At 45.0% G+C, this 14,421-nt stretch carries 19 protein-coding genes; 11 read left to right on the top strand and 8 right to left on the bottom strand.

All coding sequences use genetic code 11. The annotated features are described in order from the left end of the window. Nucleotides 1-320: 320 nt before the first annotated feature. On the bottom strand, nt 321-1,310 hold the full coding sequence (hemH, locus tag ABWW58_RS10855; RefSeq protein WP_353869168.1) for a ferrochelatase: 990 nt from the start codon (nt 1,308-1,310) through the stop codon (nt 321-323). 144 nt (nt 1,311-1,454) lie between these two features. On the opposite strand from hemH, the gene ABWW58_RS10850 reads away from it, so the two are divergent. After that, nucleotides 1,455-1,958: a P-loop NTPase family protein gene (locus ABWW58_RS10850; protein WP_353869167.1), complete on the top strand. Its 504-nt coding sequence runs from the start codon at nt 1,455-1,457 to the stop codon at nt 1,956-1,958. Between the two features lie 238 nt (nt 1,959-2,196). Further along, nucleotides 2,197-3,381, top strand: coding sequence for an RNA-guided endonuclease InsQ/TnpB family protein (locus ABWW58_RS10845; protein ID WP_353869166.1), 1,185 nt, complete (start codon nt 2,197-2,199; stop codon nt 3,379-3,381). Nucleotides 3,382-3,623: 242 nt separating this feature from the next. On the opposite strand, the gene ABWW58_RS10840 is transcribed toward ABWW58_RS10845, so the two are convergent. Continuing rightward, nucleotides 3,624-3,767 carry a hypothetical protein gene (locus ABWW58_RS10840; protein ID WP_353869165.1) on the bottom strand — a complete coding sequence of 48 codons (144 nt, stop codon included), beginning with the start codon at nt 3,765-3,767 and terminating at the stop codon, nt 3,624-3,626. A gap of 427 nt (nt 3,768-4,194) precedes the next feature. Between ABWW58_RS10840 and ABWW58_RS10835 the strand changes: the two genes are divergently transcribed. The 7 genes from ABWW58_RS10835 (at nt 4,195) to ABWW58_RS10805 (ending at nt 8,505) form a co-directional block, all read left to right on the top strand. Continuing rightward, the gene (locus tag ABWW58_RS10835) at nt 4,195-4,407 is read left to right on the top strand and encodes a helix-turn-helix transcriptional regulator (RefSeq protein WP_353869164.1); all 213 of its coding nucleotides are present in this window, start codon (nt 4,195-4,197) and stop codon (nt 4,405-4,407) included. 2 nt (nt 4,408-4,409) lie between these two features. Next, on the top strand, nt 4,410-4,811 hold the full coding sequence (locus ABWW58_RS10830; RefSeq protein ID WP_353869163.1) for a hypothetical protein: 402 nt from the start codon (nt 4,410-4,412) through the stop codon (nt 4,809-4,811). A 171-nt stretch (nt 4,812-4,982) separates the two neighbouring features. Beyond that, nucleotides 4,983-5,318 carry a winged helix-turn-helix transcriptional regulator gene (locus tag ABWW58_RS10825; RefSeq protein WP_353869162.1) on the top strand — a complete coding sequence of 112 codons (336 nt, stop codon included), beginning with the start codon at nt 4,983-4,985 and terminating at the stop codon, nt 5,316-5,318. A gap of 83 nt (nt 5,319-5,401) precedes the next feature. Then, nucleotides 5,402-6,013 carry a nitroreductase family protein gene (locus ABWW58_RS10820; protein WP_353869161.1) on the top strand — a complete coding sequence of 204 codons (612 nt, stop codon included), beginning with the start codon at nt 5,402-5,404 and terminating at the stop codon, nt 6,011-6,013. 215 nt (nt 6,014-6,228) lie between these two features. Next, nucleotides 6,229-7,044: a basic amino acid ABC transporter substrate-binding protein gene (locus tag ABWW58_RS10815; protein ID WP_353869160.1), complete on the top strand. Its 816-nt coding sequence runs from the start codon at nt 6,229-6,231 to the stop codon at nt 7,042-7,044. A gap of 79 nt (nt 7,045-7,123) precedes the next feature. Beyond that, nucleotides 7,124-7,783, top strand: coding sequence for an amino acid ABC transporter permease (locus ABWW58_RS10810; RefSeq protein WP_353869159.1), 660 nt, complete (start codon nt 7,124-7,126; stop codon nt 7,781-7,783). After that, entirely contained in the window at nt 7,783-8,505 is a 723-nt protein-coding gene (locus ABWW58_RS10805; RefSeq protein WP_353869425.1) for an amino acid ABC transporter ATP-binding protein, read from the top strand. The genes ABWW58_RS10810 and ABWW58_RS10805 overlap by 1 nt, the downstream gene beginning before the upstream one ends. A gap of 115 nt (nt 8,506-8,620) precedes the next feature. Here ABWW58_RS10805 and ABWW58_RS10800 read toward each other — a convergent pair whose 3' ends face one another. The 6 genes from ABWW58_RS10800 to ABWW58_RS10775 form a co-directional block, all read right to left on the bottom strand. Continuing rightward, a complete protein-coding gene (locus tag ABWW58_RS10800; protein ID WP_353869158.1) occupies nt 8,621-9,367 on the bottom strand; it encodes an EcsC family protein in 747 nt (248 codons plus the stop codon). A 20-nt stretch (nt 9,368-9,387) separates the two neighbouring features. Then, nucleotides 9,388-9,822, bottom strand: coding sequence for a DUF4064 domain-containing protein (locus ABWW58_RS10795; protein WP_353869157.1), 435 nt, complete (start codon nt 9,820-9,822; stop codon nt 9,388-9,390). A gap of 13 nt (nt 9,823-9,835) precedes the next feature. Beyond that, on the bottom strand, nt 9,836-10,516 hold the full coding sequence (locus tag ABWW58_RS10790) for a DUF1129 family protein (protein ID WP_353869156.1): 681 nt from the start codon (nt 10,514-10,516) through the stop codon (nt 9,836-9,838). A gap of 12 nt (nt 10,517-10,528) precedes the next feature. Continuing rightward, nucleotides 10,529-11,221: a DUF1129 family protein gene (locus ABWW58_RS10785; RefSeq protein WP_353869155.1), complete on the bottom strand. Its 693-nt coding sequence runs from the start codon at nt 11,219-11,221 to the stop codon at nt 10,529-10,531. After that, nucleotides 11,187-11,549 carry a PadR family transcriptional regulator gene (locus ABWW58_RS10780; protein ID WP_353869154.1) on the bottom strand — a complete coding sequence of 121 codons (363 nt, stop codon included), beginning with the start codon at nt 11,547-11,549 and terminating at the stop codon, nt 11,187-11,189. Before ABWW58_RS10780 ends, ABWW58_RS10785 begins: the two co-directional genes overlap by 35 nt. Nucleotides 11,550-12,044: 495 nt before the next feature. Beyond that, nucleotides 12,045-13,001 (bottom strand): nuclease-related domain-containing protein, encoded by a 957-nt coding sequence (locus ABWW58_RS10775; RefSeq protein ID WP_353869424.1) that lies wholly within the window; start codon nt 12,999-13,001, stop codon nt 12,045-12,047. A gap of 254 nt (nt 13,002-13,255) precedes the next feature. Between ABWW58_RS10775 and ABWW58_RS10770 the strand changes: the two genes are divergently transcribed. Next, entirely contained in the window at nt 13,256-13,708 is a 453-nt protein-coding gene (locus tag ABWW58_RS10770; RefSeq protein ID WP_353869153.1) for a hypothetical protein, read from the top strand. Between the two features lie 126 nt (nt 13,709-13,834). Next, nucleotides 13,835-14,293 carry a hypothetical protein gene (locus ABWW58_RS10765; protein WP_353869152.1) on the top strand — a complete coding sequence of 153 codons (459 nt, stop codon included), beginning with the start codon at nt 13,835-13,837 and terminating at the stop codon, nt 14,291-14,293. Nucleotides 14,294-14,421: the final 128 nt, after the last annotated feature.

Genomic DNA, 14,421 nt, shown 5'->3' with positions numbered 1-14,421 from the left:
GGCAACGGTGAAAAAAACTCCATCATCTAATAACTATCATGAAAATGCCGGTGCCGTGCAAAGGTTCCGGCCATTTTTATAGTTCGGAAAAATAGATAAAGAAGCGTCGCTCTGCTCCGGAATGAAGGTGAATGGGCTTTAGGCCCGGAACTTGGTGAAACGGTCCGTCTACTATGGGGACTGCCCCCTTCAAATTACCAAGAAAGTTGAAGATCTTTTCCGTTTGGTGTGAAAAATGTTGATGTCATTTGCTCTGTCCCCGTTGCCGGATGCTCGTTTAATAGGATCATGACCGTGCGGCGGCAGGCGTCCAATCTTTTTCATTTTTGACTAGTTTGTATTGCGGAAGGCAATCTCAAATTCTGCCGCACAAAATCCTCGAGACAATCAATAAACAACGGATGATCATTAACAGCTGCAATATAGCCGAACTGCTGCCCACCCGCCTCGTTAAAGGCTTTAGCATTTTCTTGTGCGAGCTCCTGCAGCGTTTCCAAACAGTCCGCGCTGAAACCGGGCGCGATCACGGCCACATGATTCACACCTTGCCTTGCTAGATTGCGGACGGTATCAATCGTCGCCGGAGTCAGCCATTCCTCGTTGCCGAATTTAGATTGAAAGGTTTCCAAAATGGCGAGTTCGGGCAGTTTTTGCTTCATTAATTCTGTTGTGATTCGGCAGCGTAGCGGGTAATCGTCACCGGTCTGCGCGTAGCGGATCGGAATCCCGTGGTAGGAGAGAATGAGCCGATCAGGCATGCCATGCGTGGCAATATAGTTCAAGACGCGCGCGACCATGGCGGCGATGTAGTTTGGATGATCTGGATAATCGCGAAGGAACATCAATTCCGGCAGATCGCGCCACCCGGCGAGCGATCGCTGCAAGCTGTCCCAGATCGGTCCAACTGTGGTCGAAGAATACTGCGGATAGAGCGGCAGAACAACGATACGGCGCACACCCCAATCATGCAGCTTTTCTAATTCCTCATTCAGGTTTGGTCGACCATAACTCATTGCGAGCACAACGTGTACACCGGTTTCCGATAAACGATCTTGCAGTGCTGCCTGTTGCTTTTGACCATTGAGCAGAAGCGGCGAGCCTTTGTCCGTCCACACGGATTGGTAGAGTTTTGCCGATTTTTTGGGGCGAACGCGCAAAATAATACCGTGAAGAATCGGCAGCCATTTCCAGCGTGGCAGATCGATGACGCGCGGATCACTGAGAAATTCGGCTAAATAGCGGCGGACCGATTTCGGATCCGGCGCGTCTGGGGTACCAAGATTCACGAGCAGTACAGCAGTTTTTTCCATGAAGAGAAGCTCCCGTTCACTACATAATATAGATTAAGTGTATCAAAAAAAGGCACGCGTAAACGCAGAGAGAACAAAAAATTTATTTGCCTGATCCGGTGCGAAATCGCTAAACTGAAGAAAAAAGGGACAAGCGGTGAACGTATGAAAATCTATATCATTGGCTCGGTCGGCAGCGGCAAGACAACCTTGGCTAGGAAAATCGCAGAAAAAAAGGACATCACCGCTTATGAACTCGATAATGTGGTGTGGGAGCGGCATCCGGATGGCGACAGACGGCGAGCGTCAGCAGAACGTAATGCCATTTTGCAAGACATCGTGAAAAAAGATTCGTGGATCATCGAAGGCGCGCAACATGCCGATTGGGTGCTGCCAGCAATGCAGAGCGCTGACCAGATTCTTTTTCTCGACCCTCCGAATCGGGTCCGTCAGTATCGGATCGTCAAACGCTTCATTCGCCAGAAACTGCATTTGGAAAAAGCCAATTATCGACCAAGCCTGCACATTCTGCGGAGAATGTTTGCGTGGAATGCACAATTTCAGAATCAGGATCGCAAGCAGGTGTTCCATAGTCTGCGTTCATTTTCGAAAAAAATAGTCCTATTGAGAACAAAACGGGACATTAACCGCATTGTTGATCTGATATAATTAAAGAATTAAAAACTAGGGGGGAACCACACATGCAAAAAAGACAACGCTTCTTCTCAAATCAGAAAGCAGGAGAAACAAACAGTTGACTAAATCATCGGCAAATATTAACTAATGCGGTACATTGCGTACACTCTATTAAGGAAGTGCTTATACTCTTTTATCGGATATACGGACGACGCAAGTATAAGAAAAAATAGAAAATGATAAAAATCTTCACTAGTGGAGCTGAAGGAAGGTGATCAAAACACATAAAATTAAACTATACCCTAACGCAACCATGAAGCGTCATCTTGACCAGTTGTTCAACTACCACAGATATTGTTGGAACTTGGCTCTTGAAACATGGAATACTCTGTATGAGTTACATCTTATTGACAAAGAAAATAATAAAAAACCTAATGAGTACGCTGTGCGAAATGAACTAGTCGCACACAAAGAAGATTGGCAGTATGGATTATCCGCAAGGGTACTCCAACAATCCGTGGCATCATTAAGCAAGGCTTGGAAGAACTTTTTTAATCCGCAAATGCCTCACCATGACCGGCCGAAATTCAAGTCAAAGAAGTTGAGCAAGAAATCATTTGCTACGGATCGAGCGAAGATCAAGAACGGTAAATTAATACTCGATAAGCCTAGAGACAGGAATGTCACCTGGTATAGCATTAAGATGGCAGAATCACCTCGGTTTGAAGGACAAATAAAGATGGCTACAGTTGTCGAAGAAGCAGATGGCTTATACGCATGTTTAAATATCGACACAAATGATAATCAGTTAAGCCAAGGTAAAGATGTTGCAGGTGTTGATGTAAATATAGGACACTTTAACTATAACGATGGCAAAACGATTAGTACTTTACCTGATCATTTAATTAAGTTATATGAGCGCATCACGCATTATCAAAGACTTCTCGCTCGAAAAAGAGTCTCGAATCCGAATCAGTTCAGAAGTACTAACTATCGTAAAGTGAGAACCAAACTTAAACGATCGTACCAAAGAATTGCTCGAATTCAAGAAGATCTTTTAAAGAAGTTTGTCCATCAATTAAGCGCGGATTTCCACACGATCTGTATTGAAGACTTGGATGTCAATCGGATGAAGATGAATAAGCGTCTAGCGAAGAACATTCACCGTTCCATGTTTCGTAAATTTAGAGATATGATTCACTACAAAAGTGAATGGAAAGGTAATCGCTTCATTGTGGCAGATCGTTATTACCCAAGCACACAAAGATGTTCGCATTGCGGTCATGTTAAAACAGGATCAGATAAAATGACATTGCAAGGCGACACCATCTATCACGAGCATCATACGTATCGTTGTTATGAATGCGGAACTGTGATGAATCGTGATGAAAACGCAGTAAACAATTTGATTCACTATGCAGTAGGGCTTACTACTGAGGGTGCACAATCCACCTAAGAGGGTTCGAGAGTTGGTCCATGTGATAAGGTGTCCCTCACCCATTCAGAATACCAATGATGACAGGACTGACTAAAATGGAAGATACACAAATAGATGATGTGTATCTGATTGAATACATTATAGAAAGCAGGTTGCCTAGACTGACGATCGACTAATCTCCTGCTTTCCTAATTAACCCAATAAATTAATTAGAGAGTGGGAAACCAATTTTGAAATCAATTGCTTCATATAATATACGGTTATTGTTTTGGAACAATGATCGTTTTTCTCACGTTGTCGTTTGTCGCAGCCGGTAATTCAATGCAGTGGATCTTTATCGGCGCCGCAGTGATTGCCTTGATCGGTATGCTGCTGCCGATTCGGCCGTTAAAAGAATAAATCATTATGAAGGAACCAGGTGTACCTGGTTCCTTTTGCGATGAAATCACGAATCAATGCACGAACCAGAATCCCGAGCCGGGCCAATGCACGAAATCACGAATCAATGCATGAACCAGAATCCTGAGCTGGGTCAATGCACGAAATCCGCGATCCAATGCACGAAAAACAAAGGCTAATGCACGAAATCACGAGTCAATGCACGATTCAGAATCCCGAGCCGGGTCAATGCACGAAATCCGTGATCCAATGCACGAAAATAGAGCGCCAATGCACGAAAAACAAAGGTCAATGCACGATCTACAATACCGAGCCTGGTCAATGCACGAAAATAGATTTTTCACCGGCTAATATGTAAAGGTATGTTTACATACCTATTAATTGATGATACTTTATATGTAAAGATATCTTTACTTCAAAGAAGGAATCTGTATGAAAGTAGTTAACCATATTCGAGAAATCCGCCTTAAGAATGGGATCACGCAAGTGAAAATGGCACAGGATTTGAAAATTACGCGCCAAACCGTCAATGCGATTGAAAAAAACAAATACAATCCAAGCCTGGAACTCGCCTTGAAATTAATTAGATATTTTAACGTTCCCATTGACGAAATGTTTTATCTAGAAGGAGACGAGGAGGACTAGAAATGAAAAAGAAACGGTTGGAACGGCTCACTATGGGCATTATTTTACTTGGCATGATCATTGGTGGATTGATCGGTCTGCGCATAGCTGGCGTAACCATCAATTTTAGCATTGCGGCGGCAATTATCGGCGCGCCGCTGATCGGATTTTTGATCAGCTATTCATTGAGCAAGTGGCGCAAGAAAAGAATCGGGACTATTCCCGAAGCTGACGAACGCACCCTATTAATGCTAAAACGTTACTTTTTGGGTGTCCTCTACTTTGTGCTTTTTGGAAGCGGCGCGGCACTGCTTGTCTTGTATGCCATGGGGATTCAGACCATTGAAACCGGCATGCTGATTGTCTGCATGATGATTTTGTATCTCGTGATTGGAATCGGAACGCTGATCGCAGCAAAGCTATGAGATCCTGCACAATTCGGCACATCCTGCAGGGTGAACCCAGCCACCCACGATACATTGAGCCAGAATTGACTAGTTGTTCGCAAATTGTCCATAATAAAAAGACACTTAATTAATAAATGTTAGTAGGTAATTTATTGTGCGTGTAGTACAATGGATATAGGGGTGATTAACATGCAACCAGCAGTTTCAGTCTGTCCCAAATTAGAAAAAGCTTTTCAGATTTTAGGAAAAAAATGGAATGGTTTGATTATAGAAGTACTCTTAGTTGGAGAAACTCACTTTAGTACCATTTCCGGGTCAATTCCCGAATTGAGCGATCGGATGCTTTCTGCGCGATTGAGAGAGCTGGAAGGAATGGGTATTATTGACCGTATGGTTGATACCGGATACCCAATTCAGGTGACCTATCGCTTAACTGAAATGGGCAAAGAAATAAAACCGATCTTAGATGAAGTTCACAACTGGGCGAATAAATGGTACGGAGATCAAGCTACTGAAAAAAAGTAAGTCAAAACGTTTTACTTTTTTTTAATAACAAACTATACTTATGTAAGAAGTTAAAAATAAATTAGTTAGGAAGTGTTTTACCTATGTCAAACGCATTTATTGAAGCAATCGAAAACCGCAGATCCATTTATGCTCTAGATAAGAATGTGAAAGCAAGCAAGGAAGAAATTATTAAAACGATTCAGGACGCTATAAAATTCTCACCATCCGCATTCAACTCACAAAGCGCGCATGCTGTTGTTTTGTTTGGTGCTGAAAGCGACAAACTGTGGGGCGAAGGCGGAATCGCAGAAACGGAATTGCGCAAGGTTATTCCTGCCGGTCAATCATTCGAATCGACCGCGGCGAAACTCGCCTCATTTAATGCCGGCGTTGGTACGGTACTCTTCTTTGAAGATCAGGATGTTGTTAAAGGCTTGCAAGAACAATTCGCACTGTATGCAGATAACTTCCCTGTATGGTCGGAACACAGCACAGGTATTGCACAATTTGCGGTATGGACTGCACTGTCTGAAATCGGCGTTGGTGCTTCGCTGCAACACTACAATCCGCTGATCGACGAAGCTGTCGCAACGGAATTTGATCTGCCGAAGAACTGGAAGCTGCGCGGACAGATGCCATTTGGTAATAGTGCGGCTCCGGCCGGCGAAAAGGAATTCGCGCCGATCGATTCACGTGTCAAAGTGATCGGCTGATTCGGTCTTTCAATAAAATACTTAAGTAGAAACCGATGGGGAATGACTTCTCATCGGTTTTTTGGTGTGTCGCAAAGGGTATAAGGAGCATTCGCGCCCTTCGCTCAAATATTTTTAAAATTCAACATTTATCTTGCTATCACTTTTATGAAGAGGGTATAATGAGAATAATTCATAGCATGTACATATAAGAAAGATACAGGGGGAACTTTTCAATGATAAAGAAATTATCTGTACTATCACTTTTATTGGTGTTTGTTTTGGTTTTTACTGCCTGTTCGTCAGGCAGCGGCAGCAGTTCGTCAACTAAGAAAGCGACAAACAAAAAGGTATTGCGCGTGGTTAACGATGCGACCTATCCTCCGTTTGAATCTTTGGACAAGGGTAAAATGGTCGGCTTCGATGTTGACATCATGAAGGCGCTTGGCAAAGCTTCCGGCTATAAATACAAACTGGTCAATGTCGGTTGGGATCCTGTGTTTGCCGAATTGAAATCAAAGACGGCCGATATGAGTATTTCAGCAATCTCGATTACAAGCGATCGTGCGAAGACTTATGATTTCTCAAAACCGTACTTCCTTTCAACGAATAAAATTCTTGTTTCTAAGGACAGCAGCATCAAATCGGCGGCAGATCTGAAAGGTAAAACGGTCGCTGTTCAAACCGGAACAACGGGACAAGCTGCGGTAGAGAAAATTGTCGGCAAGAATAACCCTAAGGTTAAAAAATTCAAGACGATCAGCCTCGCGATCATGGAAATGCAGAATAAGGGTGCTGTCGCTGTCGTTGCCGACAACACCGTCATCGAACAGTATGCGCGCAACAACCCAGGCAAGAACTTGAAAGTTGTAGAAGACAAAGATGCGTTTGAACCTGAATTCTACGGCATCATGTATCCGAAGGACAGCAAACTGAAACCGGTCTTCGACAAAGCAATCAACAAGCTGTACAGCGATGGCACGTATGAAAAGATCTATAAAAAATGGTTCAAAGTTGCACCGGATCTTGATACACTCAAAGCACAACAATAAGATTAGATAAAAATGAGTAACAGATAAAGGTTGCTTAACTGAGATGTTAAGCAACTTTTTAAGTTGGGGGAGGATTCATTTGGGCGTTAACCCTATAGACATCATCAGAGAATATTTGCCCTTCTTTGCAAGCGGAACCCTATTCACAATCGGTTTTTCACTTGCCGGCATTGTTTTCGGCACACTCCTTGGTCTGCTCGTTTGTTTTGGCAAAATGATTAACAATAAATTGTTACGGGCGCCGTTTGTCTGCTACATTACTTTTTTCCGAGGTACACCGCTTTTCGTGCAGATTTTGCTTATTCACTTTGGTGTTGTTCCGGCTATTTTCGGTCAATCAAATGGGATTCTTTCGGGCATTATTGCCTTATCGTTGAATGAAGCGGCGTATATTGCCGAAGTGTTCCGCGCAGGCATTCAATCCATTGATGAAGGTCAGACCGAAGCCGCGCGTTCACTCGGAATGAATAGGTTGCAGGCCATGCGCTACATCGTATTGCCGCAGGCGGTTAGGCGTGTGCTGCCGCCAATGGGGAATGAGTTCATCAGTCTGATTAAAGACAGCTCACTAATCGCGGCAATTGCCGCGCCGGAATTAACCTATTGGGCACAGGCAATGGGCGCGCAGTACGGAATTACATGGACACCATATCTGACCATTTCCTTCATTTACTTGATTCTGACCTTGACCATGAGCTTCCTAGTAAATCGCCTGGAAAGAAGGATGGCGACAAAATGATGATCACAGTAGAAAATCTCAAAAAATCGTTTGGTGAAAATGAAGTTCTGAAAAAGATAAACCTTGAGGTGGAGAAGCAGGAAGTAGTGGTCGTGATCGGACCATCCGGCTCTGGAAAATCGACACTGCTCCGTTGCATTAACTTGCTTGAGGACATTACCGACGGCCATGTGTTTATTGAAGGCACCGACATTGCGGATAAGACGGCGAACATTAACAAAATTCGTCAGGATGTCGGCATGGTGTTCCAGCAATTTAATCTATTTCCGCATATGACCGTGCTCGACAACATCATGCTCGCGCCGACCAAAGTTAAGAAGGTCCCTAAAGAGCAAGCAAAAGCGAAAGCGATGGAGCTGCTCGGCAAGGTTGGTCTCGCGGAAAAAGCGGACGCCTATCCGGATTCACTATCCGGCGGACAGAAACAGCGCATCGCGATCGCGCGTGCGCTGGCAATGGAGCCGAAGATGATGCTGTTTGATGAACCGACCTCAGCGCTTGATCCGGAAATGGTTGGCGAAGTGCTGGATGTGATGAAGCAGCTCGCCAAGGACGGGATGACGATGGTTGTCGTCACCCATGAAATGGGCTTCGCTCGCGAAGTCGGCGACCGTGTCATTTTCATGGATGGCGGCTATATAGTAGAAGAAAATGAACCAAACCAATTGTTCGAGCATCCAAAAGAGGAACGAACGCAAGCATTTCTAAGCAAGGTTTTATAAGCAACAGGTGAGCGGTGAATCGTGAGGATTCGCCGCTCACTTGTTTTTGCAAGCAGATTTATCGGGGTGAGGATAATTCATGATGCCGTACCAACGGCCTTACTCATGAAAAGGCTTAGCCCTTTTGCGATGACTCGTCAATCCATTTTGGCTGCGCGATCAGCAGGCGCAGTCGATAGCAGTTTTTCGCCGTTTCACCGAGCCGGTCGAGCAGATTATAGTTGACCACTGCACCGACTGCGGCACCGATTCCGGGCATCAGCTGCAACATTTTCGCAAAGTCGAGATAATCCCGATATTCCTGCTGGAACTCTTGCCAGTCCATCTCCATGAATTCCTGCTTGCGCGTCTCCCAATTCTCAATGATTGCGAGCGTCTCATTCCGTACATCATCGCTCGAAAAAGCAAGCTTGAACACTTGAAGAATGAAAATTCGTTCTTCATAATTTTTCGTATCAAAGCCGTAAACCGATGCCGCGTCAAAAAGAAATTTCATCTTGATGGACAACAGAAGCGGAAAATCAGCTAGACCAAGCAGGATACCGCCGGCGCCGGTTCCCGCACCTTCTACGACAGCGGTTTTTCGATAATTGGACAGCTTCTCAGTCACCAATTGATCTTTTTCTTCCAGTGACAAACCGGCAGCCTGATTCTTTTTTGTGATCCAATGCGAACCGGTCAACGTTGATTGAACCATACCTTTTATCGCGCCGGTAATCGCGGTTTGCACTTTTTCAGGTATATACCCGTTCATTTTTGCCTGAATTTTTTTAGACATCCGATTCAGCACACTCGAAGGCTTGAGCAACTTTCGTTTCCACGCTAGGATTTCATCATAAGCTTTCAACTCATACTCGTTCATCGGATCCCTCCTCAGGTCATTTACGTGTGGTGCGGATCCGGCGTTTCACTTGCGATGGGTTTTTTACGCCAAGCGATAATGCCGGAAATGACAAGCAGAAACGCAGAAAAGATTCCCGGGTTGGGCCCGGCGAAAATCAAGTTTCCCGTGATCAGCACACCTGCAGCAATCAGTAGAATGGCTGGTACAGTTGCCCGCTTCTTTTTGCTTAACAGGCAAATCGCAACCAGCGCGAGCGCGAACGCCAAACCGCTGAAGGTGAGAAAGGATGTGCCGACACGCTGCATCTCGGCAACTTGCTCGTTCACATGCTTCGCGGAATCTGATTCCAACATGATTTTTTTTAATTCGCTGCTTCGCGAAGCCACCAGTGAAAAGATACCGGCGCAAGTCTGCAGCCCTGCAATGACTAGTCCTATGATACCCACAATTCGTTCAGCCGTTCGTTTGTACATAATTTTTTCCTCCTTAAAAAATGGTGAACTTTTTCTTCGCCCAAAAACTGATCAGCCACAGGATGGCACCACTCGCAAGCGACGGCAGCCAGCCGAATGAAAAGGATGGGCCGAAGTTGGGAAGAAAATGCATAAGTACAAATCCGAGGCCTGATCCCAGCGCACCGACAATCCCTGCGATAATCATTGTCTTCAAAAGTGTACTCTTTTTATTAAAAAGTGATCGTTCAATTAAACGAAAGATAAACCAGATCATAAAAAGGGCATATATTGCCCAGAAAGCAGTGACGATTAATGCTGTGTATAAATGAACACTATTGTTTATTGCTGTAAAAAATCTGGTGATGAGTAAGATAATGCCACGGCCGATCAGATACCAAGTAAGGAAAATTCCAATTAAGCAGCTGAAGAAGGGGAGTGCTGTCCATGACCCACCTTTTGGCAGTTCACGAATCAATTCATCTGCGTAGCCCTTTGGGTCATGACCGAAGATGTTGACCGCGGTTTTTCCATCCTGCTGTCCCTCGATCAAATGGTCGAGAAGCTCCATCAAGATCTCTTCACTTTCCTGGTCGGAAGCCTTGGACTTAATTCGGATATAGACAAGCATATCATCATAGTATTTTTCATTTTCCTTGGTCAGAAGCTTACGTTTCTCATTATTATCCGAGACTAATTGTTTCGAGCTAATCAATGTTGAGCCTCCTCAAAAAATCTGGAATTTTTTCTTTGCCCAGAAACAGCCAATCCATAAGAGCGTCCCGCTTGCCAGCGACGACAGCCATCCGAATGAAAAGGATGGGCCGAAGTTGGGGATTAGATACGTTAGCGCGATACCCAGTCCGATAACTAATGACCCGCCCAGCCCGGCTTTTAAAGCATCCTTCAAATTATTTTTCCAATTGCTCGAGTTTTGTTTAAAAAGAGATTTTTCGACGATATGAAAAATGAACCAAATGAGACTGGCAATGGCGAGCAGCGAGTAGAGCGTAGCAAGCGTGGATTTGAGAATGAAAACCGATGTGTCCACTGGCTTAAAGAAACTGCCAATTAATAAAGCTGCACCTCTGACGAGTAAAAATATAGAGATAAGATTGATCAGCAGATAGCTGAGAAACGGCAGTCTGCTGCACAGACTTGCCTTTGGCAGTTCACGAATCAATTCATCTGCGTAGCTCTTGGGATCATTGCCGAAAATGTGGGCTGCGGTTTTTTCATCCTTCTGACCTTCGATCAAATGATCCAGAAGCTCCATCAAGATCTCTTCACTTTCCTGTTCAGATGCTTTTGATTTAAGCCGGATATAGACGAGCATGTCATCATAATAGTTTTCATTTTCCTTGGTCAGCAGCTTGCGCTTCTCATTATTTTCCGAGATTAATTGTTTTGAACGAATCATCTGCGCGCCCCCTTTGCATTAATTTTGTGACCGGATCGGCGATGCGTGCCCACTCAAGTGCCAATTCATCGAGTGCCCCGCGCCCATCACTGGTCAACATGTAATACTTGCGGTTCGGTCCTGATTCCGATGGACGCATTTCCCCGCTAATGTAACCATTTTTTTGCAGCCGCAGCAGTACCGGATAAATCGTTCCTTCACTGACATCATCCAGTCCGGCTTTCTGCAGCTTTTGTGATAATTCATAACCGTAAACAGTCTCTTTCTCAATGATTGACAGCACACAACCATCAAGCACACCTTTCAAAAGCTGGCTCCGAACAGACATGGCTGCTCCTTTCTTTAAATGGTATATTGCAAAACAAGATACCGATGTGAAAAATCAGCTATTTGGTATTACCAAGTAGCTGATCTCATTATAAAATGGAAGGTGCTGGATGTCAATCATCATAAATAATAGATCAATGCACAAAAAGAATGCGTCAATGTACGAAATCCATGGTTCAATGCACGAAAACAAAGATTCAATGCACGAACCCAATCTTGAGCGGGGTACATGCACGAAACCCATGGTTCAATGCACGAAAAGAATGCGCCAATGCACAAAATCCATGAACCAATGCACGAAAAAAGTGATTCAATGCACGAATCCAAGGTTGAGCTGAGATCATGCACGAAAAGAATGCGCCAATGCACGAAAACCATGGTTCAATGCACGAAGAAAGTGATTCAATGCACGAATCCAAATTTGAGCCGTGTACATGCACGAAAACATAAGAGGAGTGCACAGGCAGAAGCCTGTGCACATTTATAAAAACAATTTTCAACTCTCATCTGGTCTGTGATATATCGTATGTCGATGTGTGCCTGTGTGGCGAAGATTCATTTTCTCTAGCAGATTCGTTGCCTGCATTCGAGAATCTAGATGTGCCCAGTATCGGAATTCGCGGTTCGTTATGGTGGGGGACATCAGCAAGAAGTAGTCATCGAGCAGGGCGAGATGCGCGGTTTTTGAATAATGGCCGCAGTGGGGACAATGCCAGCTGCCATGGACTCGAGTCATGGGGATGGCGCGGCAGCTTGGGCATTGCACACCGGTGATCAGGTCTTTGCAATCAATATGATAAAGCTGGAGCACATTTTGAATGAGGGGCGTATGGGCTTGGATGAGTTGATCGTTGAATCGGTCGCGTTCCTGGTCGGTCAGGCGTATTTTGACAGGCGCGCGTGTGAATGCTTGAATGCGGCCCGGGACTTGGTGCATGTGACAGATTTTTCTAGGAGTGATACTGTTGCCAGGCTCCGTTTTGAGTATGGTTTCGGGATTGCTGAACGTGACAAAGTCTTCGATCGGAGTTTGCGGGAAGTGATGAGCCGTGCGCCAACGGCTCAGACAGTCGTTTTGCCTTTTAACTTGCACGATTGGATCACGAAATCCGTCCACTTTACTATTGAAAGTACGGATCATTTGCTTGAACACCGGATCGAAATACACGCTCCCCTTTAGCGCCTTAATTTCAATAATTAATAGGAAGGAGTAGGTCAGAATGAGTGTGTCCATTTGAAAAAAGGAATGGTTCGTCGGCAGGCGCAGGCCGTGATAGATGAAGAAATCGTCCGGTAAATCGGCGAGGTAATAATCAATCGCTTCCTCACCTTTATATCCATTTGAGTAATTCTTCTCTTCCTGGCGAATCAGCACCAATTGCGGATGATTAGGCGGCAGGCGGCGTTTCAACGCTTGAAGTTGACGGAGGATATAGGGCATCGTTCTCTGCATTTTGATCAATGAATCATCTCCTTAGCTTCCACAAATTTCTTAAAACTAGGATAACAAATTTCCTGGAAAAAGACGAAATGACAAAACAACAAAAATTCAGCTGAAACAAAGCCAGGCGGGAAAATTCCATAAGGATTGCTGCCATATAAAACGCTTACATAAGTGAAATCTATAAGATTAGATTTAGGCTTGATCGCGCCCAGTTCAATACAATCGCCCGGCATATAGTAATACATAATGGGAGGGGTGATTGCATGAATAATGAGTATGGAGATGGCTATTTTTACAACCCTTATGACGATGATTATGGAAATCAATTTAATGAAAATGCGTACGATCCTTATCGTGAACAGATGCCGACGCTGCTGCCGGCGGCGACAATTGAAAATGAAATCAAGCTGGGCAGAACCGGACACTATTACCGTACTAGACTGGCAAGCTTCAATGAACTCGTGACGATCCAACTGCTTGGTATAAATACAGCGACCGGTATGGTCAGTATGAATGTCTACATGCCGCAAACCGGGCAATGGATGTTTCATCAGGAACACAAAACGGATATGTTCGGGCTGACCTATCTCGGTCCGACACCTCCGTCGCTCGGCGGCCAGGGTGGAACGCAAGGCGGAACTCAGGGCGGTGGACAAGGTACCGGCACGCCGCGTCCGCCATGGTGCCAGCAATATCCTTGGCTTCCCGGATGCTGAACAAAAAGACGACGCCCGCGTCATGCGGGGGCATCTTTTTCATCATGCTTTATTGGGCACCTGCCCAGTCCGATGAAAACGCCCGGCATACATTATTACAAACAGGATAGGCAGGTGTTTAGAAACATGTATTATGATCAGAACGGATATGACTATCCATTCGAAACTCCTTATGAAGACTATACGATCGACGGTGACTATGATCCATATGCGAGTGATGACAGTGCTTATTACTATGATGGACGTGAGCAGCCGCAGACCTTTCTCGTTCCGCCGAACGCGATTCAGCAGGAATTGAACCGAGGCAGGCGCGGTCACTTTTATCAAACGCGGCTCGCCAGCTACAACCGGATGATGCTCATCCAGCTGCTCGGTGTCAACCAAAACACCGGCATGGTAAGCATGAATGTCTATTTACCGCAGCAGAGGCGCTGGGTCCAGCATCAAGAACACTTCACAGACATGTCCGGGTTGACCTATCTCGGTCCGTACCCGCCACGCGGTGTTCCATTTCCACAGCAGCCGCCGCGTCCGCCGAGACCGTGGTGGTGCTCGCAATTTCCATGGTATCCGGCATGCCGATAAAAATAAACGAGATGGCCCCGACTATCCGGTGCCATCTTTTTCCTATTATTTGATACAATGGATAAGAGAACAACTGCATTTTTTTGAAAATGTTGACAATTCATGTTTGCGAAGTGGATCAGCGAATT

This window comes from Sporolactobacillus caesalpiniae (genome assembly GCF_040513385.1).
Lineage (GTDB): Bacteria > Bacillota > Bacilli > Bacillales > Sporolactobacillaceae > Sporolactobacillus.
The sequence above is the reverse complement of the archived record's forward strand: the minus strand, read 5'-3'. Positions and strand labels throughout refer to the sequence as shown.